The following is a 24,195-nucleotide window of genomic DNA, read 5'->3' as shown; positions in this document are numbered from 1 at the left end:
TCATAAAAAGCATTATTACTCTTTAGCTTTAAAAAAATATTACGTTATAACATATTATTATTGCTTAGATTCGATACGTTTCTACGTTAATTTTGCATATGCGAATTATTTTGCAGAGAATAGGTATCTTTTTCAAAACTCAAAATTGAGCTCTGTGTATACCAGTCACCTAATACAATTCGAGTGTATTTTGACCCTTCAACAGAAAATTTATGTATGTCTGGTCTATGGGTGTGGCCGTGAATCATTAGGTTTGTGCCAAACTGTTTTAATACTGCTTCAACAGCGTCTTGGTTTACATCCATGATCTCCAGAGATTTCTCTTTTTTCTCTTCACCAATGTCGGATTGAACTTTAGATACAATCTTTTTCTTAACAAACAGTGGAAGGCGGTTATACACCCACTGGAGCCAAGGTTGGTGTACCTTTTCTCTATAAACTTGGTACTTAACATCATCCGTGCACAACGTATCACCGTGAAGAATGACCACTCGTTCGCCATAAAGGTCGATGGTACAAACCTCGTCCAATAGCGTCATTCCAGTTTCTTTTTCAAAACGTTTACCGATTAGAAAATCACGATTTCCTTGAATGAAAAAGCAAGGAACACCAGAATTCACTAGTGTTTTAAATAGCATCTTAATAGAGCGGCTAAAGTCACTATCATCATCGTCACCTATCCAAAACTCAAACAGGTCACCTAATACATATAAGGCATCGGCTTTTACGGCTTGTGTCGTCATGAAAGTCGTAAAACTTTCAGTAATGTCAGGTCGAGAAGGGGTGAGGTGGAGATCAGATATAAATAAAGTCGTCATAATTTTAGGGGGGAGTGATACCAATCATACTTAAAGTTACCGTTGCCTTTAGAGCCATCATTATTCATCCAATCACTTAGTGTACTTAGGTGACTGGATGGGTTCACTCTTTTATTGCTTTGCGGTAACTTCAATTATTTAGGGCGTGTTGCTCCCCATTTTTACTCTTCGATTGTTGTTCCAGTGATAAGTACTTCTTCTAGCGGTACGTCTTGATGCATACCCATAGTACCAGTGCTTACCGCTTTTATTTTATTCACGATATCCATGCCATCGACCACTTCAGCAAATACGCAGTAACCCCAACCGTCCATGCTTTCTGATTTAAAATCCAAAAACGTGTTGTTGTTAACGTTGATAAAAAACTGAGAACTTGCAGAATGCGGTTCCATCGTACGGGCCATTGCTAATGTACCAATGTTATTGGTTAGGCCATTGCTCGCTTCATTTTTAATTGTCGCGCGAGTTGGTTTTTCTTTTAAACCAGATGTCATGCCTCCGCCTTGAACCATGAAACCATCAATTACGCGGTGAAAAAGAGTGTTATCGTAAAAACCATCACGACAATATTGTAGGAAATTCGCGCTAGTTTCTGGTGCTTTCTCTTCGTTAAGCTGTACTTTGATGTCACCAAAATTAGTGTGAAGGATGATCATGAGTTTTACCTTATTTATTGTATTGTTTTGAAGTATGGATTCTAGCTTAACACAGCAAACAAGCAAATATGCTTCACATTGCGTATCTTGACGGCTTCTATCGTCATGACATCTTGTTTATCGCCATTTTATTAGAATCGCGCCCACATGACTTGAAAGCAAAGACAAAAACGGTTACCTAATCAAACTGGAATTGATATACTCGCGCTCTATTTAATTTCAATAAGACCAGATAGAGATCATGTTAAAAATATATAACACACTCACACGTAAAAAAGAGGAATTCAAACCAATCACTGCCGGAAAAATTGGCATGTATGTGTGTGGGGTAACCATTTATGATCTCTGTCATATCGGTCACGGTCGTACATTTGTCTCATTTGATGTGATCTCTCGATATCTACGATTTTTAGGTTACGACCTTAATTTCGTACGCAATATTACTGATATTGATGACAAGATCATTAAACGCGCTGCCGAAAATGGCGAAAGTTGTGACTCGTTGACAGAGCGTTTGATTCAAGACATGCATCAAGATTTTGACGCGCTAAATATGAAGCGTCCTGATGTCGAGCCAAGAGCAACACATTATATTCAAGAGATAATCGACCTAGTAGAACGATTGATTGAGCGTGGATTCGCTTACGTTGCCAGTAACGGTGACGTCATGTTTGAGGTTAAGAAATTTAGTGAATACGGTAAGCTATCAAAACAAGATTTAGATCAATTGCAAGCTGGTGCGCGTGTCGATATTGATAGTGCGAAACGCAGCCCACTAGATTTTGTACTTTGGAAAATGTCGAAGCCCGGTGAGCCCACTTGGACATCGCCTTGGGGCGACGGTAGACCAGGTTGGCATATTGAGTGTTCAGCAATGAATTCATCCATATTGGGTAACCATTTTGATATCCATGGTGGTGGTTCTGATCTGCAATTTCCGCATCATGAGAATGAAATTGCCCAGTCTTGCTGTGCCCATGATTCAAAGTACGTCAATACGTGGATGCACAGTGGTATGGTAATGATAGACAAAGAAAAAATGTCTAAATCACTAGGTAATTTCTTTACGATACGTGATGTATTGAGCCATTACGATGCTGAAACAGTGCGTTACTTCTTGATGTCTGGTCATTATCGAAGCCAGCTAAATTACAGTGAAGATAATCTTAACCAATCTCGCTCAGCGTTAGAGCGTCTATATACGTCATTGCGCGGACTAGACATGAATGCAGAACCCGCAGCAGGTGACCATTATGTAAGCCGTTTCTCTGACGCGATGAATGACGACTTCAATACGCCTGAAGCCTACTCAGTACTTTTTGATATGGCTCGAGAAGTAAACCGAATTAAGAGTGAAGACATTCAACTCGCGTCTAAGCTTGGGGCTCTAATGCGTGAGTTGGCCGACGTTATTGGTATTCTTCATCAAGACCCAGATACTTTTTTGAAAGGTGATTCTGGAAATGATAGCGAGGTTGCTGAAATAGAAGCGCTTATCAAATTGCGTAATGACTCACGTGCGTCTAAAGATTGGGCAAATGCAGATGTTGCACGCGATAAGTTAGCACAGATGGGTATTGTTTTAGAAGATGGCCCTGAAGGCACAACATGGCGTAAAGGTTAGGCCTTGTTTAACCATTAATATAGGCGGTTACTTATAACGTGTTTTCTCGGTTCATGCGTTAACAGAGTAATCGCCGATATTCAGTTTTATGAACCGAGAATCAGAACCGAGAATCAATAATGGCTCAGATGTATTTTTATTACTCGTCAATGAATGCGGGTAAGTCGACAACACTTCTTCAATCTTCATTCAATTATCAAGAACGTGGTATGAATCCGGTGATTTTCACTGCGGCTTTTGATGACCGATATGGTGTAGGTAAAGTCAGTTCCAGGATTGGTTTACAATCAGATGCTCATCTATTTCGTCAAGACACGGATCTGTATGCAGAAATTGAGAAACTGAACAACGAGCAAAAGCTGCACTGTATCTTGGTAGATGAATGTCAGTTCCTTTCAAAAGAACAGGTTTATCAATTAACAGAGGTGGTCGATAAGCTAAATATTCCTGCACTTTGTTATGGGTTGCGTACGGATTTTCAAGGTGAGTTATTTGAAGGAAGCAAATATTTACTTTCGTGGGCAGACAAGTTGGTTGAACTAAAAACCATCTGTCACTGCGGTCGTAAGGCGAATATGGTTATTCGTACTGATGCAAGCGGAGAGCCAATTGCGGAAGGTAATCAAGTGGCTATTGGCGGTAACGACCTATATGTCTCTGTGTGTCGACTGCACTACAAAGAAGCATTAGGAAAATAATGGTGTACGAGTTCATGCTGAAGCGAGTATTCATCACGTCAGTATGAACCCGTTACTTATTTTCACTTAATGATATCTTGTACGACTTAATCATTTCACTCCAAATTGCTTAGCCGCGTAGAGCACTCTTTCTAATGGTTTGGGATATTCAGCGGGCATACCTAGGCTTTCGATATGCTGAAGCCGAGGTATCAAACCCGCTCCATTGGCAATTTGAATGGCTAAACCAGGTCGGGCGTTTAGTTCAAGCACCATAGGGCCTTCTTCTTTGTCCAATACCATATCCGTACCCATGTAACCAAGCCCAGTCATCTCCCATGCACTCGAAGCCAAGACGAGTAGCTTTTCCCAATGGGGAACCTGTAACGTGAGAAGTTCTTTTCCGGTATCGGGATGAAGTGTCACAGGTTGGTCGTATTGCACAGCACGAACCGCTTTTCCGGTGGCAATATCCACACCCACACCAACCGCACCTTGGTGAAGGTTGGCCTTACCATCAGAAGCACTTGTCGATAGACGCATCATTGCCATTACTGGGTAGCCCTTAAACACAATAATGCGAACGTCGGGTACCCCTTCATAACTAAAGCCTTCAAAGCAGTCATCAAACTTGATCAAATTCTCGACTACCGCCACGTCGTTTTTGCCACCTAAAGAGAAAAGGCCCGCTAAGGTGTTGCTTATGTGTCTTTCAACATCTTGTTTGTTACACGTTGCACCGGAAGGCTTAGTATAGACGCCATCTTTGTGAGAGACGACAACGAGTATGCCCTTACCACCACTGCCTTGGGCTGGCTTGATAACAAACCCCGGCCAGTCTTTAACCATGGCGTGGACTTTCTTCACCGCGGCTTGTTGTCTAATAACCCCGATCAGTGCCGGTGTAGTTGCACCGGCTTGCTCAGCGATAATCTTTGTTTTCAGTTTGTCATCAACCAATGGATATTTAGAACGGTCGTTATATCTACCAATATAACTGTGGTTCCTTGTATTCATTCCCATGATGCCTTTATCTTTTAGCTTAAAAGGGGAAGTGAAGCTTCCTAACATAGGCTTAATCCTCCGCTAATGGCTTAAAGCGACGCAATTCCGTTAGGCGGTAACCCGTGTAATTACCTAACGCCAAGATAGCCGCGAGAATCAGCAGCTGTACGCCAATGAAATTAAAGGTCATGTGTTGGATGTAACCATTGGTCATGGCTAAGTAAACGATAACCGATGTAAGCAAGGAACCGCCACCTTGCAAGAATACCTCTTTCGCCCCTTCTTCTTCCCATAGAATCGACATGCGCTCAATCGTCCACGAAAGAATGATCATAGGGAAGAAGGTAATGCTTAATCCTTCGGTTAAACCGATGCGGAAAGCAACGACTGTGAATACTGAAATAATCAATATTACAGTGATAATTACCGCGGATATTCGAGCGACCAAGAGTAAATTAAGTTTGGATAAATAACTGCGGATGATTAAACCGGTTCCTACAATCAGTAAAAACCCAACGATACCTGTTATCAGCTGTGTCTGAACAAATGCGACAGCAATCAACACGGGCATAAAAGTGCCGGATGTCTTAAGGCCGATGATGACTCGTAAAAAAACCACGATTAAAGCGCCAATCGGAATCAGCATTATGGTTTTGAACATGGATTGCTCTTCCAATGGAAGGCTATGGATAGAGAAGTTTAATAGATTGTCAGCACTTACTTTGCTCTCAGTTGCCGCTTTAGGTGAGATGTCTTGTGCAATCATAGAGAAGTGTACTTGACTGTTTTTTCCGCCAACGACATCAAGTAAAGAGACATTAGATTCGTCCCAGATGAGCGCATCTTCTGCTTTGCCCTGCATACCAGACTCTGGGTCAAACAGCATCCAGTCCTGACCATCCCACACTTGCACCATCTTATTGATGTTTTGACGACGACGACCATCTTCTAAATAGACGACGCCCACGGTCTTATTGTGAACCCCTGCAAAAGACAAAAGCTTCGAAATGATTTGAGCTTTGCTTGACTGGTCGAGCAGTAGGGCGGCACTTTGGCTATCACTATCGTTAAGTCTTTTGATGAGTTCACGGGTAAAAGTGACATCATCTGCGCTACGCTGTGATGCCTGCTCTATGATCGATTTAACCGCGGCTTCTTGCGGGCCATCGAAAGTAGGCTTCAAGATAGGTTCATCTGAAGGTGGAAACGGCTCAACCTTCGCTTGGTCATCGACAAGAAATTGTGTTTTGTAGTAAATAGTCTGTGAGCCATCTGCTTGACGTATCGACCATTCAGCGCGTCTACCCGTATCAGAATGAATGTAGGCAATTCCGTAACCTGGAGATGAGGCCGACTCATCTATTAACGTATAGCCAGATTGTGTATTTGGTGCAGCAAGAGAAACCTTGGCAGGTTCGCCCATACCGCTAAACTCAATTCGAGCTTCAATGTCCCATACTTGGCGCTTTTCACCTGGTGTCCACGGTACCCCATAGTTGTCATGGCGCATAACATTTAGCCAAATGCCACCGATAATAAGCAACCCGATAAGGAAATAAAAAGGAATTCTTGACGTCATAATTGTCCCTAATTTTTATGTATTTTTCTTGGTTTTGAGAGAAGAAATGTTTTACTAACATCAACTAAAGCAATATCTTGAATAAACTCTCTTCCTAGTAAAACAGGGTGGCTCATTTGTGAGCGATTCGCCAGTGTAAATTCAGATTTTTCGTTAATTGTGCCTATTTTTACCCATAATTCGATCACGGCACGTTTTTCTACTGTTTCTGAGTTCGGTTGCCTAATATTGGCATACCTAATAATAGGGGCCTCAATTTGGTTTTTTCCTTCAATATCAGTCTCCAGTTCACTCAGATTGAATCTAACCCATTTTTTCCCTTCACGCTCGAATTCTTTGATGTTGATAGCGTTGAGAGAAGAGGTTGTTGACCCAGTGTCGATTCGCGCACTGTAGCGTTGTTCAATTTTTTCTAGCTGAATGTTTTCAATCGCACCAAGAACAACCAAATTGTTAGAGGGTGAGGTTGTGCTGGTTTTCAGTTGAGTATCATTAGCACGCTTGTTCGATGGCGTTTTTTGGGTGCTTTCACGCTTCGTTTCCGTATGCTGTAGATCATTAACCTTGCTTTGCAGTCCAATGACTTCTGTTTCTAAACTGGCAATGTAATCAGACTGGTTACTGAGGCCCAATTTTAAGATTTCAATTTCATTGGCAATGTTTGATTCCGATTGTTTAATGGCGTCTAGAGTGAGTTGGTTCTGCTTTTCGCTGCTTGTTGATGCGCATCCTGCGAGCAAGCTCATTGCGATGAGAGAAAAAGCAATTTTTAGCATTTTTTACCTTAATTTCAGTAGGATAATTTAGTTATACGCCGCGGATTTTAGCCCACAACAAAGGGCGCGAGAAGCACCCTTATGTCAGTATTTGGTTAGCATTTACGATCACCTAAAAGTAATTGGTACTCGTTGCAATTAAGACGGGTTTCTCGCGACCAAAATCGCTCGTCTTGGGGCGGGATAGCCTTCCACTGTTCTGGTTGGATCTTGCGGGTCTAAATAATCAGGCAAAGAGTTGTGCTTCATCCAGTCTGTTGCTCTTTGCTCGTCTGTCGTTGTGATATTTTCGTCCACAATTCGTACGTCTTCGAACCCACACTTTTCTAGCCATTTCTTTAATGCTTTTGCAGAGGGGAAAAAATAGACGTTACGCATTTGAGCGTATCGGCCTGTTGGAACCAGAACCGCATTTTCGTCGCCATCAATAACCAAGGTTTCAAGAACGAGTTCTCCGCCAGCAACGAGTTGGTTTTTTAATTGAAGTAGATGGTCAAGGGGGGAGCGACGATGATAAAGAACACCCATACTAAATACGGTATCAAAGGCCTTTAGTTCAGGCAGTTGTTCGATACCTAGAGGAAGCAGGTGAACTCGCTGGTCATTCCCCATCAGTTTGCGTATGGCTTCAAATTGAACGAGAAACAGGTGAGAAGGGTCGATACCTACACATAAACGCGCACCTTCTCCAAGCATGCGCCACATGTGATAACCATTCCCGCACCCCACATCTAATACAGAGCGATGCTTAAGTGGGGAAATATGCGGAAGAACCCGGTCCCACTTCCAATCTGAACGCCATTCAGTGTCAATATGTATGTCATGAGTCGTAAAAGGCCCCTTTCGCCATGGATGAAAAGTACGCAATAGGTTGTCGAGTTTTTTCTTTTCACCATCGGATATAGGTTGGTTATTAGAAAGAGAAACGGATGTTTTCAGGTCGATATTATCTGGTGACCCTTCGGGGAGCTTGTTAAGTGCTTTAAGCCAGCGTTCAAAATCGCCATGTTCAGCATTCTGCCAGTCCGTTAACTGTTGAGGAAGAATCGTTAGCCAAGGCTGTAATGCAGTATCTTGAGCAATGAGTTTGTAGAAGTTAGCAAAATTGAACATGGTTTGAATGATCTTTTATGTAGTGAAATGTGTAATTAGACCGAAAATATCGGGTTCTATTATTTTATAACGAAAAGCTTTATGACAAACAGGACTTATTTAATTGCAAACATCGATCCGAAATTAAAACATTGAAACCAGACTTCTACATTCTTAAAGCCGATTTTTTGTAGTCTCTCTTTGTGCTTTGGAATTGAGTCAGGGATCAGAACATTTTCAATAGCACTGCGTTTTTGACTGACCTCTAATTCGCTGTAACCATTTGCGCGTTTAAAATCATGGTGTAAATCTATCAATAAACTATTTGAGTTTTGGTCTTCAAAAACGTATTTCTCTGACAGGATTAATATGCTATCCGGACGCAGTCCAGCATATATATTCTCGAGCAAGCTCTGACGGTCATCAGGAGACAGGAACTGCAAAGTGAAATTTAACACGACCATACTGGCGTTCTCTATCGTGATATCTCGAATATCAGCTTCAATTACCTCTACAGGCGTATCAGAACGGTAGGCATTAACATGTAATTTGCAACGCTCAACCATCGCCTTCGAGTTGTCAACAGAGATAATCTTACAGCCTTCTTGATCTATATTTCTTCTGATAGATAAAGTAGAAGCACCAAGAGAACACCCTAAGTCATAGATGACGGTATTTGGTTTGACGAAGCGTTCTGCGAGCATGCCAATAGCAGACACAATATTACTGTACCCAGGAACTGACCTTTGGATCATATCTGGAAAGACTTCTACGACATTTTCATCAAAACTAAAGTTACCGATGTTATCGATAGGAGATGAGAAAATATTATCTTTATTATTCATGCCTGCCTGCTAGTAAACATACAAAATTGGGTGGCGTATTTTAAGAGAAAAAACCGATGGTGTCACCATTCATTATATGACTATAGGCCGGTTAAAACGCCTAAAATTGCTGTTTTTATCATCTGTTGGTTCTAAGTCGAGGCGAAATACGAGAAAAAGTCCTTTCAAAGGTCGATTTTCAAGCGCTTTGCAGGTATAAATGTGGGTTTGAGTTGACAGTATAATCTGTCAAAAAATTAATAACTAATTAAGAGTTTGGGAATTTCATTATGCGTACCCAGTATTGCGGTCAACTGAACAAGTCCCTTGTGGGACAAACTGTAGAACTTTGCGGATGGGTCAACCGTCGCCGCGATTTAGGCGGTCTAATCTTCGTTGATATGCGAGATCGTGAAGGTATTGTTCAGGTAGTAGTCGACCCAGATATGAAAGACGTATTTGAAGTTGCGAACCTACTAAGAAATGAATTTTGTATTAAATTCACTGGTGAGGTTCGCGCTCGTCCGGAAAGCCAAATCAATAAAGATATGGCGACGGGTGAAGTAGAAGTCCTTGCTACAGGGCTAGAAATCATTAATCGTTCTGAAGCGTTGCCATTGGATTCTAAGCAGAATAATTCAGAAGAACAACGTCTGAAGTATCGATACCTTGATCTACGTCGTACAGAAATGAGTGATAACATAAAGCTGCGTGCGAGAGCATCTAGCTTTGTTCGTCGCTTTTTAGACAGCAATGATTTTCTAGACATCGAAACCCCTGTGTTAACAAAGGCAACCCCAGAAGGCGCGCGTGATTATCTGGTACCAAGCCGTGTTCATAAGGGGAGTTTTTATGCGCTACCTCAGTCACCACAGTTATTTAAACAGCTTTTGATGATGTCTGGTTTTGATCGCTATTATCAAATCGTAAAATGTTTCCGAGATGAAGATTTACGTGCCGACCGTCAACCTGAATTTACTCAAATAGATATTGAAACGTCCTTCATGACCGCTGACCAAGTGCGTGAAGTGACCGAAAAAATGATCCGTGAGATGTGGCTTGAGTTGCTTGACGTTGATCTTGGTGCGTTTCCTGTCATGAGCTTCTCAGAAGCGATTCGTCGCTTTGGTTCTGATAAGCCAGATCTCCGTAACCCACTAGAATTAGTTGATGTTGCCGATCTCGTTAAAGATGTAGAATTCAAAGTATTCTCTGGTCCTGCAAATGACGAGAAAGGTCGTGTGGCCGTACTATGTGTACCCGGCGGTGCAAAACTGAGTCGCAAACAAATTGACGAATACGGGAAATTTGTTGGTATCTACGGTGCGAAAGGTCTTGCATGGATGAAAGTGAATGATAAAGCCGCTGGACTCGAAGGTATTCAGTCGCCAGTTGCTAAGTTCCTTTCTGAAGAGGTTATTAACGGTATTCTGGATCGAACTGGCGCTGAATCTGGCGACATTATTCTCTTTGGTGCCGATAAAGCCAATGTTGTTTCTGAAGCGTTGGGTGCACTTCGCTTGAAAATAGGAAAGGATTTGGAGCTGTCCCATACGGCGGCTTGGACGCCATTGTGGGTAATCGATTTCCCAATGTTTGAAGAAGATGGTGAAGGTAACTTACATGCTATGCATCACCCATTTACTTCGCCATTAGGGGTTACTGCGCAAGAGCTTAAAGAAAACCCGGCATCTGCGAATTCGAATGCTTATGACATGGTTATCAATGGTTATGAAGTTGGTGGTGGTTCCGTTCGTATTCACAGTGCTGAAATGCAGGCAACGGTATTTGAAATATTAGGTATCGAAGATAAAGAACAGCAGTTAAAGTTTGGCTTTTTGTTAGAAGCGCTTAAGTACGGTACGCCGCCACATGCAGGTTTGGCATTCGGTCTCGATCGATTGGCAATGCTTTTATGTGGTACAGAAAATATCCGTGACGTCATTGCCTTCCCTAAAACAACGGCAGCAGCGTGTTTGTTAACAGACGCACCAAGTTTGGCTAACCCTGCATCGCTTGAAGAGCTGGCAATTGTAGTGAAAAAAGCGACAGAAAAAGAAGCCTAATCGTTTCGGCTAATCTAATCTATTGAAAAGCTAGGGATCCCCCTAGCTTTTTTGATCCAAACCAACAGAAAACCCCTTAACTTCTTTTGTTTTATTAAATGCCTGAATAGAATGTAACTTATCCAGAGTTCAAGCTAATCCAATCATTTTAAATAAAGGGTAAGTGAATGCGTTTTATAATGACCGTGCTTCTTATATTTACGCTCACAGCATGCGTCGGAAAAGATAATCGCCCCTTCGATATAAAAAACCTCGCTAAATCTGATATAGATCTTGTAACCGATATTCATATCGAACAAATACGAAAGCTCACTCGACGACTCATTATTAAGCTATATAAAAGAAACCCGAGGGAGTTGAAAAAAAACTCAGGAATGACAATAGATGCGCGTCTTTCCCAATTAATGACGGTAGATCGACCTAAACACGGTTTCCAAGAGTTGGGGAATATGGATGGTGTAGAGGCACTTCCGCTCGCTTTCTCAAAAGAGTTCGAAGGGGATCGTGTCTTTGCTTTGATGGCGGGTATCACCGGAATGTTAAGTGCATCTTACAATAACCAACTAGAGTTCTACATTCTGGACGAAATAAGTCAGCAAAAACTGTATAACAGCGCTCGAAACCTAGAAACAATAACGTGGCAGCTTAATAATCGTCGCTACGACAGTGGTGAGTTACTGCTACTTACTAACGGTATCGATGCGAACGGTGTGCCGAACTACAGCTATGAGCGGGTCCTGGGTCAGATGATCCTCGTACAAGACATGATGGCCATATTGGTTTCAGATAGTACCAATCGAACCATCAATAAGGTGGTGCAAAGTGTTGCATCTATGACCTTCATACCAATATAGATGCTAGCTTTTATTAGTTATAATCGGTTAGCATCTCTGAAAATTAAACTATTTGGGTAATAAATGATAATTCTTGGCATTGATCCGGGCTCGAGGATAACCGGTTATGGTGTGATACGACAAGAAGGCCGACAGCTCTCTTATTTAGGTAGTGGTTGTATCCGAATGTCAGAGTCTGATTTAGCAGGCAAATTGAAGCAAATATACGCTGGGGTAACAGAGCTGATTATTCAGTTTCAACCTGACGAGTTTGCGATTGAACAAGTCTTCATGTCAAAAAATGCGGATTCTGCGCTGAAACTTGGGCAAGCCAGAGGTAGCGCTATTGTTGCTGCTGCAAACACTGATTTACCGGTTTTTGAGTATTCCGCGCGTTCTATTAAACAAGCTGTTGTTGGTACCGGTGCGGCCGATAAAGCACAGGTTCAACATATGGTAAAAAGCATTTTGAAGTTACCGGCGAAACCTCAAGCCGATGCCGCGGATGCGCTGGGTGTTGCCATCTGTCACGCGAACACCAATAAAACGTTGATGGCATTAGCAGGTAAAGCGACCAGTGCGAAGAAAGGGCGTTATAGATAGTTGTGATTAAAGCCGCCTTCAAATGCGGCACTGGTTATTCATCCAGTAATATATTATCATCCGACATATTACCCGTTTCAAAGGATATTCTCTGTGATTGGACGCCTTCGTGGAATTTTGATTGAAAAACAACCACCTGAACTGCTCATCGAAGTGAGTGGTATTGGTTATGAAGTACAGATGCCAATGAGCTGTTTTTATGAGCTCCCTGAAATTGGCGCAGAAGCGACCGTGTATACCCATTTCGTTGTTCGAGAAGATGCCCAATTACTGTATGGTTTCAATACAGTAAAAGAACGTGCGCTTTTTAGAGAAGTTATCAAAGCGAATGGAGTGGGACCGAAACTAGGCTTGGCAATATTGTCGGGTATGACGGCAGCGCAGTTTGTTTCTTGTGTCGAACGGGAAGATATTTCAACGCTTGTTAAGCTACCGGGTGTGGGTAAAAAAACCGCAGAACGATTAGTCGTTGAGATGAAAGATCGTCTTAAAGGGTGGGGAGCCGGCGATTTGTTTACGCCCGCCACCGATGCGGCACCAAGTGATAACCAACTCGCTTCTCATGGTAAACAAAGTGCAAAAGATGAAGCGGTTAGTGCGTTAGTTGCCCTTGGCTACAAACCGCAACAAGCGTCAACGGTGATTTCTCAAGTCGCTAAACCAGATATGATAAGCGAATCTATTATTCGTGAAGCCTTGAAATCTATGGTGTGATTGAGATACCAAATTTGGATGCTCAATATAGTGTTCGCCGATTTATCGGCAACCACAGTAAAATGAATAAGAGAAAAACCGATGATCGAAGCAGATCGCTTGATAGCACCGGATAATCCGGTATTTAAAGACGAAGAAGTCATTGACCGTGCTATACGGCCGAAGAAACTTGCCGATTATAGAGGGCAAGATCACGTGCGCAACCAGATGGAAATCTTCATTAAAGCGGCTCAGCAGCGTAATGAGCCATTGGATCATCTGTTGATTTTCGGCCCACCAGGTTTAGGCAAAACGACATTAGCCAACATTGTTGCTAACGAAATGGAAGTAAACATTCGTACGACTTCTGGCCCCGTGTTGGAAAAGGCGGGCGATCTAGCTGCGCTGTTAACCAACTTGGAAGAAAACGATGTTCTTTTCATCGATGAGATTCATCGACTGAGTCCAATGGTTGAAGAGATACTTTATCCGGCAATGGAGGATTATCAATTAGACATCATGATAGGTGAAGGGCCAGCGGCTCGTTCTATCAAGATAGATCTTCCCCCTTTTACTCTGATTGGTGCGACGACTCGTGCAGGGTCACTGACATCTCCTTTGCGTGACCGATTTGGAATCGTACAAAGGTTAGAGTATTACAACGTTCCTGACTTACAGTTTATCGTTCAGCGTAGTGCAAGCTGCCTTAACCTTTCAATGGAAGAAGACGGGGCGTTAGAGGTTGCTCGACGAGCACGTGGTACACCTCGTATTGCTAACAGATTGCTGCGCCGAGTAAGAGATTATGCGGAAGTTAAAGGTAATGGCCATATCTGTTCTGATATAGCGGATAAAGCACTAGATATGCTTGATGTTGATCATAAAGGTTTTGATTACATGGATAGAAAGCTCCTTCTTGCCATTATGGAAAAGTTTTCTGGTGGTCCAGTAGGTTTAGACAACTTAGCCGCTGCGATAGGTGAAGAAAAAGAAACCATCGAAGATGTTCTGGAACCTTTTCTCATTCAACAAGGGTATTTACAAAGAACCCCAAGAGGTCGAATTGCGACTGAGAGAGCGTATTTGCATTTCGGTCTCGAAACAAGTAATTAACAATTAACACAATAAGATGGCCGTTTAAAATTCGAGCATATTAAGCGGCCATTATTTTCGTTTCTCTACTCATAAGGTGGTATTGGTCACATAAATTTAAATCTAATATCCTGCTCTCTTATTTCCAATCGTTATATATAACCTTCTGTAGTATTCCGCTAGAGTATTTAAATGGTCGCTAAAACTGATCTAAGTCAATTAAAAGGCCGTATATTAATATTCACGAGATCTATTTGATTCAAATCAAAGCTAAAGCTTTTCAAAAATATTTTGTATCGAAACCAATAAACCGTTAATATTAGCCCCAGCTATATTAGAGCTTACTTAACAATTATCTAACCTAAAATGCACAAGCTATTAACAACTGAGTTCGTTTTATAATCGGACAAAGTTAATTAATATAAAAAGTGCTTATGCATGATGCAAAAAGTACCAGTGTCACTCAGCCGACACAAAAGGAGCTAACATGATTGACATAGTTGATCTATCGCGGTTGCAATTTGCCTTCACAGCGATGTATCACTTCCTCTTCGTTCCATTGACTTTAGGTATGGCTTTCTTGCTCGCCATAATGGAGTCTCTCTATGTAATGACCGATAAACAAATCTATAAGGATATGACAAAGTTCTGGGGTAAGTTATTCGGTATAAACTTTGCTCTTGGTGTGGCAACTGGCCTTACCATGGAATTTCAATTCGGTACTAACTGGTCCTACTACTCACACTATGTAGGCGATATATTTGGTGCTCCACTCGCCATCGAAGCTCTTGTTGCATTTTTCCTAGAATCCACGTTTGTGGGGCTATTTTTCTTTGGTTGGGAACGGTTATCTAAGCGTCAGCATTTGGCGGTAACTTGGTTAGTGGCTCTCGGTTCAAATTTTTCTGCGCTCTGGATTTTAGTCGCTAACGGCTGGATGCAAAACCCCGTCGGGTCGGAATTCAACTTTGAATCGATGCGAATGGAAATGGTGAGTTTTGCGGAGCTTGTCTTAAACCCCGTTGCACAGGTTAAATTTGTCCATACGGTAGCATCAGGTTATACGACCGGTGCAATGTTTGTTCTAGGTATCAGCTCTTACTATTTGCTGAAAGGCCGAGACGTTGCTTTTGCTCGTCGTTCATTCGCTATTGCAGCGTCATTCGGTATGGCAGCAATCCTGTCCGTTATCATATTGGGTGATGAATCTGGTTACGAATTAGGGGATGTTCAAAGAGTGAAGCTCGCAGCAATTGAAGCGGAATGGCACACGGAAGAAGCACCCGCCGCATTCACGTTGTTTGGTTTCCCAAATCAAGAGACACAGCATACGGATTACGCTATTAAGATCCCTTATCTTATGGGTATTATTGCCACACGTTCTCTTGACACCGAAGTAACGGGTATTTCCGACCTCAAAATTGAGCACGAAGAGCGTATTCGCAGCGGCATATTAGCGTATGACCTTCTCCAAAAACTGCGTTCAGGTGATAAGTCTCAAGAAAACCTGGATGCCTTTGATGAACTAAAGCATGACCTTGGTTATGGTTTGCTGCTTAAGCGATACACCGATGATGTTGTAGACGCAACAGAAGAACAAATTAAAGACGCAGCAGATGATTCAATTCCTACAGTTTGGCCTCTGTTCTGGTCTTTCCGAGTGATGGTTGCTGTTGGCTTTATTATGCTGTTCGTGTTCGGTGCCGCGTTTGTACAGACGTGTCGTCAGAAAATAGAACAGAAATCATGGGTTCTCAAAGCCGCTCTATTCAGTATCCCTCTACCGTGGCTTGCAATAGAAATGGGTTGGTTTGTTGCAGAATATGGTCGTCAACCGTGGGCTGTGGGTGAAATATTGCCTGTCGATGTTGCGGTATCTGCCTTAACCGAAGGTCAGTTATGGGCATCGCTACTTGCAATAATGGCTCTCTATACAGTATTCCTGATAGTTGAAGTTTATCTTATGGTGACATTTGCACGTAAAGGGCCAAGCAGCTTGAAGACAGGCCGCTACCACTTTGAACAGAGCGGTGACTCTGTACAAGACAAAGTTAACCGCCAAGTAGAAGCGTAAGGGAGATTAAATAATGTTTGATTATGAAGCATTGCGATTTGTTTGGTGGCTACTAGTAGGTGTTCTACTAATTGGTTTCGCCATTGCCGACGGGTTTGATTTAGGTGTTTGCGCCCTTGTACCTGTTATCGGTAAAACAGACAACGAACGTCGAGTGATGATTAACTCGATTGCGCCTCACTGGGACGGAAACCAAGTCTGGTTAGTTTCTGCTGGTGGTGCTCTATTCGCCGCATGGCCAACGGTATATGCTGTGTCATTTTCTGGTTTTTACTTTGCCATGATCTTGACGCTAGCAGGGCTATGGCTACGCCCAATTGGTCTGGATTATCGTTCTAAAATTGAGTCGCCTAAATGGCGAAATAACTGGGACATTGCTATCAGCATTAGTGGGTTTGTTCCTTCTCTTATTTTTGGTGTTGCATTCGGGAATCTATTACAAGGCATACCATTTACGTTAAGCGACTTTATGATGCCAACGTATCATGGATCATTCTTTGGACTGCTTAATCCATTTGCACTGCTCTGTGGTTTAATCAGTCTTACCATGTTCTTAGTGATGGGGACAACGTGGCTGCAAATGAAAACCACTGCTGCCGTGAGAGATCGCGCGCGCGCTGTTTCTCAAGCTGGTGCATTAACTATCACCATACTTTTTGTTGCCGCTGGTTTTTGGGTTCAGTCTATCGACGGCTATGCGTTGAAGAGCGAAGTTGATACGTTTGCGGCATCAAACCCACTGAACAAAGAAGTGGTTCGTGAGGCCGGAGCTTGGATGGCGAATTACGCCAGTTATCCGCTTATGTGGATTGCCCCTATACTTGGTACGGTAATGCCACTTGTGGTTATTCTCGCAACGCGCATTAACAGTGGTGGGCTTGCATTTTTAGCTTCTAGTTTGACCTCGGCAGGTATTATCTTAACCGCTGGGTTCAGTATGTTCCCGTTTGTTATGCCTTCAAGCTTAAACCCAAGTCAAAGCCTTACAATGTGGGATTCGACATCGAGTGAGCTGACACTGCAAATAATGACCGTTGTCGCGGCTATCTTTATACCGATTATTTTGAGTTATACCGCTTGGTCTTACTACAAAATGTATGGTCGTATTGATGATAAGTTCATCGAAGAAAACAAGAATTCACTTTACTAAGGAGCCATTGATATGTGGTATTTTGCATGGATTTTAGGCGTTCTACTTGCCTGTGCTTTTGGCATTATTAATGCGCTTTGGTTAGAGCACTCAGAAATGATGGACAAAGACAGTGAATAAATTGGTTATTCAAATAGCTAATTTATTCGATCTTATAGATAAGGCCCTTTTAAAGGGCTAAAAATAGAAATGCCATCCAATAAAAAAGCCTTGTTTATCAAGGCTTTTTTATTGGGCTAACTATCATGAAGGATAGTCACACATGCATCTTATGTGCTTCATCCAGAATGGGATAAGAACTATCCATTAGGGAATATTAGTTCATCAAGCAAGGGAATCAATTTGTGAATTTCAGGCTTAGTGAGTGTTTCAGTAGCGCCGACTTCGAATGCCTTTAATTTGTTTTCTTTTGTCATAGTAGACGAAAAAATCAGCACTGGTGGGTGATTGGGCTGACTAGTTATCGTTCTGCATAAGAATAAACCATCTACTTTAGGCATTTCTACATCTGAGACAATAGCACTAATGCTCTGCTTATTCGCTTCATAATAATTGAGGGCTTGTTCGCCATCTGTCGCCGTTTCAACCATATACCCAGACTCAGAAACAACCGTTTTTAATTGTTCCAATATAAACTTAGAGTCGTCTGCAATTAGGATTGTATGTTGTGCTCTTCGTCTTTTCTTCTCAGGTGATAAATCAACATTATTATCTGTGTTTATATTGTATTGGCTCATATTAATATCTGAGTTCATTTCAGCAATGATCAGTTCGAAATCTAGAATGAAGACTAATCTGTCTTCTATGTTAACGGATGCAACAATACAATTATCTTCTCCTGCCAAAGAGATCTCACCTGCGGCCTCTAAATCGGACCATGAAACTCGATGAATACGATTAATTGAATCAATTAAAAAACCGTTTGTCACCCCATTAAAATCGGTAACGATGACATACTGGTCAGAAGTGGGTTGTTTTTCGGATATTCCTAACCATTTAGCTAAATGTATTAAGGGGGTCACCTTTTCTCTTGACTTAAAAACGCCAACAATGTGCTTGTCGCCCTTGGGATAGTCGGTCATTTCAGGAAATCGAATAATTTCCCGAACTTTAGCGACATTAATTCCATAACTATTTACTTTCGTTCCGCCATCAGGCAATTCTCTGATTAATCGAAATTCAGCTATTTCAAGTTCATTTGTTCCGGATTCCATTAAAATATTGGAGTTTGACATATCTACTAAACCTATTTTTAGCTTGTGTAACATTATACAAAGGAACCAACACAAGTACCTAGTATCACGAGCATCAATTAATTATTTGGTCAGTATGACCTTTCCTTATGATTAGTACCACCAGCTCGATGAAATTACTCGTGAGTTATGAGGGATGAATCACTTGAGCTATGAATTAAAGTCTTTTTTCTCAATAGGTTACTAAGGCGAATATACAATTATTCAAGTCATTAACCTAGGAATGTATAGAAAAGGAACCTTCAGAGGTGACAAATTATCCTTTAATAATTCATGGCCAATAAATAAGCGTGAAATTCAATAAGTACTTTAAAAACATGAAATTACAGAAAAATAAATGGTAGAATAATGGGAAAGTACTTAGGCGTGGTTAACTTGTGGTATGAATAAATGTAATGTTGTTTTAAATCAAATGCATGAGCCTATAAATAAAACTCTTTTTAGAGCGTTCTCTTTCCTATTGGCAATCGGTCACGCAGGGTTATTAATGTGGGACCCTAACCAATACAGTAGTGCGATTGGGGGATTTAACGCAGTAATCGGTCCGCTGTTTCTTTGGGCTATCTGCTCAGGCGTAATATTTGGTGTAGGCTTTACCCCTATCCATATTGTGTGGAAAGCATTTTTCTCGCCCTATATTTCTTTCGCTATCCTCATTTATCTAACAATCGCCTATCTATTCGTTTGATTTTTATCCAAAATGACGCGGTTCTTTCTGTATAGCGTCACTTTTTCGTCAATTTTATGAAAAAAAGACAACTCCTCAATACTATTGCTATAACGATAGGGTATAGTTAGTAATTAATTTAATTATTATTAGCAATAGGTTGTGCAAAACGTGACAACTTCTCCATTCAAATGGCCCGTTACTATCTATTACGAAGATACTGACGCAGGTGGTGTTGTATACCATTCTAACTACCTGAAGTATTTCGAAAGAGCAAGGACGGAACTACTTCGACATATTGGGGTCTCTCAACAGGTGCTATTAGTAGAAAACATAGGCTTTGTTGTTCGACATATTGATATCGACTTTTTACAAGGTGCAAGGCTAGATGACCAATTGACGGTTGTCACTACTGTGTCTGAATTGAAGAAAGCGTCAATAGTGTTTTGTCAGGAAATCGTCAATCTTGAAGGCCGCACATTGTGTAAAGCCCTAGTTAAGGTAGCATGCGTGAACATTCAAAAAATGAAACCTCAAGCTATCCCAAGCTCATTAATTGCGGAGTTGAATCAGAGTGAACGCTGAAATTTCAATCTTAGATCTATTCTTACAGGCAAGCTTACTCGTTAAGTTTGTCATGCTGATATTACTTGGTATGTCGGTTGTTTCATGGGCGATGATTATTCAACGCAGTAAAGTGTTGAGAACCGCATCAAAAGACGCCACTGAATTTGAAGACAAATTTTGGTCTACCCAAGACCTATCGAAGTTATATCAGGAAGTAAAAGAAAATAAAGACGATCTGTCTGGTAGCCGAGAGATTTTTTATTCTGGCTTTACTGAATTTGCTCGTTTAAGAAGAACCTACGGTTCATCAAGTGAATCTGTGATGGACGGAACAGGCCGCGCAATGCGCGTTACCGTTTCACGAGAAGTAGAATCGCTTGAGACAAGCTTGCCGTTTTTGGCGACAGTTGGGTCTATCAGCCCGTATATTGGTTTATTTGGTACGGTGTGGGGCATTATGCATGCATTTATCGCGTTAGGTCAGGTTAAGCAAGCGACGCTAGCCATGGTAGCCCCAGGTATTGCTGAAGCTTTAGTTGCGACGGCGATGGGTTTGTTCGCGGCTATCCCAGCCGTAATGGCTTACAACAGTTTAAGCAATCGCGTGAGTAAGTTAGAGCACTCTTACGCGACGTTTTCTGAAGAGTTCCATAGTATTCTCCATCGCCAAGCGATGAGTGATAAGGATTAATCATGGCAGGTTATCAACCTAAAAAAAGGAAGCTAACCGCTGAAATCAATGTCGTACCATACATTGACGTTATGTTGGTGCTTTTGATTATTTTTATGGTGACCTCTCCTTTTATTACTCAAGGAGTGGATGTAGAACTGCCGCAAGCTTCTACGGCAAAACCGGCCTCTGATATTGCTGGCGATTCTGACGCAAGCTTTATCATTGTAGAGGTAGATGCCGAAGGCAACCTAGGGCTGAGCGTGAATAATGAAGACGTGCAGCGGGGTCTTTCTTTACAAGATGTCATTGTGCGGGTAAAGGCAGAATTATCGATATCACCTACGTCACCAGTGGCAGTAGGTGGTGATGCAGCAACACCCTATGCTGAAATTGTTTTAGTACTGGATGAGTTAAGTCAGGCAGGGGTTCCCAAAGTTGGGCTCTTGACCGATATCAAGGAATAGCGTTAGCTGTAGATGAAAAATAACAAGAACCTAACATCGGCAATCATTATCTCTATTACCCTGCACCTATTATTGGTGGCAGCGTTGCTTTGGGGGACAGATTTTAATATGTCTAAACCAAGGCCGACAGGGAATCTGATTCATGCGGTCGTTATCGACCCTGCGATGGTACAAAAGCAGGCCAAAGAGATAAGAGAGAAACGTAAATCTGCAGCGAACACAGAACAAGAACGCCTGGATAAACTACGCAAGCAGAGTGAACAGTTAGAAAAAAACCGTAAAGTTGAAGAAGCGAGAATTCGTAAACTCAAAGAAGATAAAGCAAAAGCCGATAAAGCGACCCGCACAGCAGAAAAAAATAGAAAAGTCGCCCAAGAAAAGGTTCGAGTAGAAGAAGAAAAAATTCGAGAGCAAAAACGGTTAACGGCGAACGCAGAAGCTGAGCGTATTAAGAAACAAGAGCAGGTCAAAAAAGTAGAAAAAGAACGCGCAGCGAAAGAGACGGCAATAGCCGCTGCGGAAGTTGAACGGTTAAGCCAAGAAAAAGCCGCGAAGGAAGCCCAAGACAACGCTCGGAAACAAATAGAGCTAGCAGAGAAAGCGGAAAAGCAGCGAGTGGCAAGCGAGAAAGCGGCAGCAGAAGCAAAAGAGAAAGCCAAGAAAGAGCAGGAACGACTAAAACAGTTGGAAAGAGAACGTAAAGAACAAGAAGCGGCTTTGGGTGACATATTTGCTGGCCTAGAAGAAGAGGCCGCTCAAAATAGCTCGGCAAAACAACAATTTGTAGCGTCAGAAACCGAAAGATACGCTGCAATATATACGCAACTTATTCAAAGTAAGCTGCTCGTGGAGGACTCCTACAGGGGAAAGTCTTGTAAAGTTAACTTAAAGCTAATACCTGCAGGTAATAGTGCTATTTTGAGTAGTGTAAAGGTGCTCAGTGGTGATGCGCGTTTATGTGCGGCATCGAAAAGCGCCGTTACGCAAGTAGGCACGTTTCCGTTGCCAGCAGATAAAGATGTGGCAAGTAAACTTCGTGATATTAACTTAACCGTTGCTCCAGAGTAGTAAGAAAAAGGGAAGTGTTTTGATTAAAAAACTTATCACAGGATTACTAATATTAGTTGCAAGTTTGAGCCCTATGGCCAACGCCGCACTGGAATTAGTAATAACAGAAGGTATCGATTCGGCTAGACCCATTGGTATCGTACCTTTTAAGTGGGAAGGCACAACTAAGCTTCCACATGATGTATCAAAAGTGATCGCTTCGGATCTACAACGCAGTGGCAAATTTAGCCCCGTGCCTGTAAATAAAATGCCACAAACACCCTATGAAGACAGCGAAATCAAGTTTGAAGAGTGGACAAACTTGGGTGTCGATTCATTACTAACGGGCTCTATTACTCAGAATGCGGCTGGTGACTATGTAGTGAGATATCAATTAGTCGATGTTATTCGAGGTCAATTGACGAAAGGGCAAAGTAAAACACTTAGTGCCGATGGCGAACTGGTACTTTCTAAAGACCATATTTTATTTAATAAGCGAGCAACGGTACCGGGTGAACGTCTAAGAGAATACGCACACCGTATTTCTGACCTTGTTTATGAGCAGTTAACCGGTGAAAAAGGGGCGTTTGTCACGCGTATTGCTTATGTTGTTATCAATGAAAAAGACCAGTATCAGTATCAACTAAGAATTGCCGATTACGACGGCTTTAACGAACGACTCGTATTGCGCTCTAAGCAGCCGCTTATGTCGCCATCTTGGTCGCCAGATGGACGCCAACTTGCTTACGTTAGTTTTCAAAATAACCAAGCAGAAATATTTTTAATGGACATCTATACGGGCAAAAGGGAAAAACTAACGTCATTCCCACGCCACAATGGCGCTCCAAAATTCTCCCCTGATGGAAAAACGTTATCGATTGTGCTGTCAAAAACTGGCAGCCTTCAAGTCTATACACTTGATCTTGCAACACGGAAGTTACGCCAAATAACGCGGGGTAGATCAAATAATACGGAACCGTTTTGGTATCCTGACGGACAATCGTTAATATTTACATCGGATCGGGGTGGTAAACCTCAGATTTATCGAGTAAATTTGGTAAACGGCACGACTAACCGTTTAACTTGGCAGGGTAGCCAGAACTTGGGTGGGCAGATTACTCCTGATGGAAGATTCTTAATTATGGTGAATCGATCCAATTCAGGTTTTAATATTGCAAAACAAGATCTGGAGACAGGAGCCGTTCAAGTGTTAACTAATACACTCTTGGACGAATCTCCAAGTATTGCCCCAAATGGTAGTATGGTCATTTATAGCTCTATTTATAGAAAGAAAAATGTACTCTCTATGGTTTCTATAGATGGTCGATTTAAAGCTAGGTTACCGGCAACAAATGGGCGTGTTAGAGCTCCCGCCTGGTCACCGTTTTTGTAGCAACGAAGTTTTGACAAACAAAGGAATATAAAAGATGCAACTTAATAAGGTTTTTAAAGGGCTCTTAATTGCGCTACCTATTCTAGCAGTAACAGCTTGTAGCTCAAGCGACGAAGCTGCTGATGCCGCTTCTCAACAAACGAACAACCAAGAGCAGACAACAACTGTTGCTACTCCGGTTGATCAAAATGCTCAACTTTCAGAGCAAGAAATGAAAGAGCAAGCTCTTCGCGAAAACAGCACAGTTTATTTTGCGTTTGATAATGCAACCGTTTCTGGTAATTACGAAGAAATGCTAGCAGCACACGCGGCATTCTTAAGCAAAGACCCTGCAATTAAAGTAACTGTAGAAGGTCACGCTGACGAACGTGGTACTCCGGAGTACAACATCGCTCTTGGTGAATACCGTGCAGAAGCCGTTTCAAAATATCTTCAAGCTCTAGGTGTTCAATCTGACCAAATCTCTATCATGAGCTACGGTGAGGAAAAACCTCTAGTTCTAGGTCAATCTGAAGATGCCTATGCGAAGAACCGTCGTGCGGTTATCGTATACTAATCGAGGATAGACC

Annotated in this window: 25 protein-coding genes; 17 read left to right on the top strand and 8 right to left on the bottom strand. The window is 42.0% G+C overall.

Features of this window, described 5'->3' with window-relative positions; genetic code table 11:
* Positions 1 to 86 precede the first annotated feature (86 nt).
* On the bottom strand, positions 87 to 818 hold the full coding sequence (lpxH, locus tag IUZ65_RS10730) for a UDP-2,3-diacylglucosamine diphosphatase (RefSeq protein WP_195703720.1): 732 nt from the start codon (positions 816 to 818) through the stop codon (positions 87 to 89).
* A gap of 161 nt (positions 819 to 979) precedes the next feature.
* Positions 980 to 1,474: a peptidylprolyl isomerase gene (locus tag IUZ65_RS10725; RefSeq protein WP_195703719.1), complete on the bottom strand. Its 495-nt coding sequence runs from the start codon at positions 1,472 to 1,474 to the stop codon at positions 980 to 982.
* 241 nt (positions 1,475 to 1,715) lie between these two features.
* Between IUZ65_RS10725 and cysS the strand changes: the two genes are divergently transcribed.
* Together cysS and IUZ65_RS10715 are read left to right on the top strand one after the other, a co-directional pair.
* Positions 1,716 to 3,098 carry a cysteine--tRNA ligase gene (cysS, locus tag IUZ65_RS10720; protein WP_195703718.1) on the top strand — a complete coding sequence of 461 codons (1,383 nt, stop codon included), beginning with the start codon at positions 1,716 to 1,718 and terminating at the stop codon, positions 3,096 to 3,098.
* 119 nt (positions 3,099 to 3,217) lie between these two features.
* A complete protein-coding gene (locus IUZ65_RS10715; protein ID WP_195703717.1) occupies positions 3,218 to 3,796 on the top strand; it encodes a thymidine kinase in 579 nt (192 codons plus the stop codon).
* A gap of 90 nt (positions 3,797 to 3,886) precedes the next feature.
* On the opposite strand, the gene IUZ65_RS10710 is transcribed toward IUZ65_RS10715, so the two are convergent.
* The 5 genes from IUZ65_RS10710 to cmoA all read right to left on the bottom strand — a co-directional run bounded on the left by IUZ65_RS10710 (position 3,887) and on the right by cmoA (position 9,072).
* Positions 3,887 to 4,846 (bottom strand): alpha-L-glutamate ligase-like protein, encoded by a 960-nt coding sequence (locus IUZ65_RS10710; RefSeq protein ID WP_195703716.1) that lies wholly within the window; start codon positions 4,844 to 4,846, stop codon positions 3,887 to 3,889.
* Positions 4,847 to 4,850: 4 nt separating this feature from the next.
* Entirely contained in the window at positions 4,851 to 6,359 is a 1,509-nt protein-coding gene (locus IUZ65_RS10705) for an inactive transglutaminase family protein (protein WP_195703715.1), read from the bottom strand.
* An 8-nt stretch (positions 6,360 to 6,367) separates the two neighbouring features.
* A complete protein-coding gene (locus tag IUZ65_RS10700; protein ID WP_195703714.1) occupies positions 6,368 to 7,135 on the bottom strand; it encodes an ATP-dependent zinc protease family protein in 768 nt (255 codons plus the stop codon).
* A gap of 138 nt (positions 7,136 to 7,273) precedes the next feature.
* Positions 7,274 to 8,248 carry a tRNA 5-methoxyuridine(34)/uridine 5-oxyacetic acid(34) synthase CmoB gene (gene cmoB / locus IUZ65_RS10695; protein ID WP_195703713.1) on the bottom strand — a complete coding sequence of 325 codons (975 nt, stop codon included), beginning with the start codon at positions 8,246 to 8,248 and terminating at the stop codon, positions 7,274 to 7,276.
* Between the two features lie 95 nt (positions 8,249 to 8,343).
* On the bottom strand, positions 8,344 to 9,072 hold the full coding sequence (gene cmoA, locus IUZ65_RS10690; protein ID WP_195703712.1) for a carboxy-S-adenosyl-L-methionine synthase CmoA: 729 nt from the start codon (positions 9,070 to 9,072) through the stop codon (positions 8,344 to 8,346).
* Between the two features lie 269 nt (positions 9,073 to 9,341).
* On the opposite strand from cmoA, the gene aspS reads away from it, so the two are divergent.
* The 8 genes from aspS (at position 9,342) to cydX (ending at position 17,682) form a co-directional block, all read left to right on the top strand.
* On the top strand, positions 9,342 to 11,117 hold the full coding sequence (aspS, locus tag IUZ65_RS10685; RefSeq protein ID WP_195703711.1) for an aspartate--tRNA ligase: 1,776 nt from the start codon (positions 9,342 to 9,344) through the stop codon (positions 11,115 to 11,117).
* 167 nt (positions 11,118 to 11,284) lie between these two features.
* Positions 11,285 to 11,971, top strand: a complete 687-nt coding sequence (locus tag IUZ65_RS10680) for a hypothetical protein (protein ID WP_229638041.1) — start codon at positions 11,285 to 11,287, stop codon at positions 11,969 to 11,971.
* A gap of 63 nt (positions 11,972 to 12,034) precedes the next feature.
* Complete coding sequence (ruvC, locus tag IUZ65_RS10675) at positions 12,035 to 12,553, top strand: crossover junction endodeoxyribonuclease RuvC (protein WP_195703710.1); 519 nt, start codon at positions 12,035 to 12,037, stop codon at positions 12,551 to 12,553.
* Between the two features lie 93 nt (positions 12,554 to 12,646).
* Positions 12,647 to 13,267 carry a Holliday junction branch migration protein RuvA gene (ruvA, locus tag IUZ65_RS10670; RefSeq protein ID WP_195703709.1) on the top strand — a complete coding sequence of 207 codons (621 nt, stop codon included), beginning with the start codon at positions 12,647 to 12,649 and terminating at the stop codon, positions 13,265 to 13,267.
* Between the two features lie 81 nt (positions 13,268 to 13,348).
* Positions 13,349 to 14,359 (top strand): Holliday junction branch migration DNA helicase RuvB, encoded by a 1,011-nt coding sequence (gene ruvB, locus IUZ65_RS10665; protein ID WP_195703708.1) that lies wholly within the window; start codon positions 13,349 to 13,351, stop codon positions 14,357 to 14,359.
* A gap of 466 nt (positions 14,360 to 14,825) precedes the next feature.
* Positions 14,826 to 16,412, top strand: a complete 1,587-nt coding sequence (locus IUZ65_RS10660) for a cytochrome ubiquinol oxidase subunit I (protein WP_195703707.1) — start codon at positions 14,826 to 14,828, stop codon at positions 16,410 to 16,412.
* 13 nt (positions 16,413 to 16,425) lie between these two features.
* The gene (cydB, locus tag IUZ65_RS10655) at positions 16,426 to 17,562 is read left to right on the top strand and encodes a cytochrome d ubiquinol oxidase subunit II (RefSeq protein ID WP_195703706.1); all 1,137 of its coding nucleotides are present in this window, start codon (positions 16,426 to 16,428) and stop codon (positions 17,560 to 17,562) included.
* Between the two features lie 12 nt (positions 17,563 to 17,574).
* Positions 17,575 to 17,682, top strand: a complete 108-nt coding sequence (gene cydX, locus IUZ65_RS10650) for a cytochrome bd-I oxidase subunit CydX (RefSeq protein ID WP_000270284.1) — start codon at positions 17,575 to 17,577, stop codon at positions 17,680 to 17,682.
* Between the two features lie 179 nt (positions 17,683 to 17,861).
* Here cydX and IUZ65_RS10645 read toward each other — a convergent pair whose 3' ends face one another.
* On the bottom strand, positions 17,862 to 18,797 hold the full coding sequence (locus IUZ65_RS10645; protein WP_195703705.1) for a chemotaxis protein CheV: 936 nt from the start codon (positions 18,795 to 18,797) through the stop codon (positions 17,862 to 17,864).
* A 400-nt stretch (positions 18,798 to 19,197) separates the two neighbouring features.
* Between IUZ65_RS10645 and ybgE the strand changes: the two genes are divergently transcribed.
* The 7 genes from ybgE to pal all read left to right on the top strand — a co-directional run bounded on the left by ybgE (position 19,198) and on the right by pal (position 24,182).
* Positions 19,198 to 19,503 (top strand): cyd operon protein YbgE, encoded by a 306-nt coding sequence (gene ybgE / locus IUZ65_RS10640; RefSeq protein WP_195703704.1) that lies wholly within the window; start codon positions 19,198 to 19,200, stop codon positions 19,501 to 19,503.
* A 150-nt stretch (positions 19,504 to 19,653) separates the two neighbouring features.
* Positions 19,654 to 20,067 carry a tol-pal system-associated acyl-CoA thioesterase gene (gene ybgC / locus IUZ65_RS10635; protein WP_390230922.1) on the top strand — a complete coding sequence of 138 codons (414 nt, stop codon included), beginning with the start codon at positions 19,654 to 19,656 and terminating at the stop codon, positions 20,065 to 20,067.
* Entirely contained in the window at positions 20,057 to 20,740 is a 684-nt protein-coding gene (tolQ, locus tag IUZ65_RS10630; protein ID WP_195703702.1) for a protein TolQ, read from the top strand. The genes ybgC and tolQ overlap by 11 nt, the downstream gene beginning before the upstream one ends.
* A 2-nt stretch (positions 20,741 to 20,742) precedes the next feature.
* On the top strand, positions 20,743 to 21,186 hold the full coding sequence (locus tag IUZ65_RS10625; RefSeq protein WP_195703701.1) for an ExbD/TolR family protein: 444 nt from the start codon (positions 20,743 to 20,745) through the stop codon (positions 21,184 to 21,186).
* Positions 21,187 to 21,198: 12 nt separating this feature from the next.
* The gene (gene tolA / locus IUZ65_RS10620) at positions 21,199 to 22,254 is read left to right on the top strand and encodes a cell envelope integrity protein TolA (protein WP_195703700.1); all 1,056 of its coding nucleotides are present in this window, start codon (positions 21,199 to 21,201) and stop codon (positions 22,252 to 22,254) included.
* Between the two features lie 73 nt (positions 22,255 to 22,327).
* The gene (gene tolB / locus IUZ65_RS10615; RefSeq protein ID WP_443083738.1) at positions 22,328 to 23,626 is read left to right on the top strand and encodes a Tol-Pal system beta propeller repeat protein TolB; all 1,299 of its coding nucleotides are present in this window, start codon (positions 22,328 to 22,330) and stop codon (positions 23,624 to 23,626) included.
* A 34-nt stretch (positions 23,627 to 23,660) separates the two neighbouring features.
* Positions 23,661 to 24,182, top strand: a complete 522-nt coding sequence (gene pal, locus IUZ65_RS10610) for a peptidoglycan-associated lipoprotein Pal (RefSeq protein ID WP_195703698.1) — start codon at positions 23,661 to 23,663, stop codon at positions 24,180 to 24,182.
* The last annotated feature ends 13 nt before the right edge of the window (positions 24,183 to 24,195 follow it).

It is taken from the genome of Vibrio sp. VB16 (genome assembly GCF_015594925.2).
Lineage (GTDB): Bacteria > Pseudomonadota > Gammaproteobacteria > Enterobacterales > Vibrionaceae > Vibrio.
Note: the sequence above shows the minus strand (reverse complement) of the source record. Positions and strands in the feature narration are given on the sequence as shown.

Coding starts and splice junctions, on each gene's coding strand:
- IUZ65_RS10725 (WP_195703719.1), bottom strand. CDS start 1,474: ATGATCATCCTTCACACTAATTTTGGTGACATCAAAGTACAGCTTAAC.
- ruvB (WP_195703708.1), top strand. CDS start 13,349: ATGATCGAAGCAGATCGCTTGATAGCACCGGATAATCCGGTATTTAAA.
- ruvC (WP_195703710.1), top strand. CDS start 12,035: ATGATAATTCTTGGCATTGATCCGGGCTCGAGGATAACCGGTTATGGT.
- tolB (WP_443083738.1), top strand. CDS start 22,328: ATGGCCAACGCCGCACTGGAATTAGTAATAACAGAAGGTATCGATTCG.
- IUZ65_RS10705 (WP_195703715.1), bottom strand. CDS start 6,359: ATGACGTCAAGAATTCCTTTTTATTTCCTTATCGGGTTGCTTATTATC.
- IUZ65_RS10700 (WP_195703714.1), bottom strand. CDS start 7,135: ATGCTAAAAATTGCTTTTTCTCTCATCGCAATGAGCTTGCTCGCAGGA.
- IUZ65_RS10660 (WP_195703707.1), top strand. CDS start 14,826: ATGATTGACATAGTTGATCTATCGCGGTTGCAATTTGCCTTCACAGCG.
- aspS (WP_195703711.1), top strand. CDS start 9,342: ATGCGTACCCAGTATTGCGGTCAACTGAACAAGTCCCTTGTGGGACAA.
- tolA (WP_195703700.1), top strand. CDS start 21,199: ATGAAAAATAACAAGAACCTAACATCGGCAATCATTATCTCTATTACC.
- cmoA (WP_195703712.1), bottom strand. CDS start 9,072: ATGAATAATAAAGATAATATTTTCTCATCTCCTATCGATAACATCGGT.
- IUZ65_RS10680 (WP_229638041.1), top strand. CDS start 11,285: ATGCGTTTTATAATGACCGTGCTTCTTATATTTACGCTCACAGCATGC.
- cmoB (WP_195703713.1), bottom strand. CDS start 8,248: ATGTTCAATTTTGCTAACTTCTACAAACTCATTGCTCAAGATACTGCA.
- ybgE (WP_195703704.1), top strand. CDS start 19,198: ATGAATAAATGTAATGTTGTTTTAAATCAAATGCATGAGCCTATAAAT.
- cydX (WP_000270284.1), top strand. CDS start 17,575: ATGTGGTATTTTGCATGGATTTTAGGCGTTCTACTTGCCTGTGCTTTT.
- IUZ65_RS10625 (WP_195703701.1), top strand. CDS start 20,743: ATGGCAGGTTATCAACCTAAAAAAAGGAAGCTAACCGCTGAAATCAAT.
- pal (WP_195703698.1), top strand. CDS start 23,661: ATGCAACTTAATAAGGTTTTTAAAGGGCTCTTAATTGCGCTACCTATT.
- IUZ65_RS10645 (WP_195703705.1), bottom strand. CDS start 18,797: ATGTCAAACTCCAATATTTTAATGGAATCCGGAACAAATGAACTTGAA.
- cydB (WP_195703706.1), top strand. CDS start 16,426: ATGTTTGATTATGAAGCATTGCGATTTGTTTGGTGGCTACTAGTAGGT.
- IUZ65_RS10710 (WP_195703716.1), bottom strand. CDS start 4,846: ATGTTAGGAAGCTTCACTTCCCCTTTTAAGCTAAAAGATAAAGGCATC.
- lpxH (WP_195703720.1), bottom strand. CDS start 818: ATGACGACTTTATTTATATCTGATCTCCACCTCACCCCTTCTCGACCT.
- cysS (WP_195703718.1), top strand. CDS start 1,716: ATGTTAAAAATATATAACACACTCACACGTAAAAAAGAGGAATTCAAA.
- IUZ65_RS10715 (WP_195703717.1), top strand. CDS start 3,218: ATGGCTCAGATGTATTTTTATTACTCGTCAATGAATGCGGGTAAGTCG.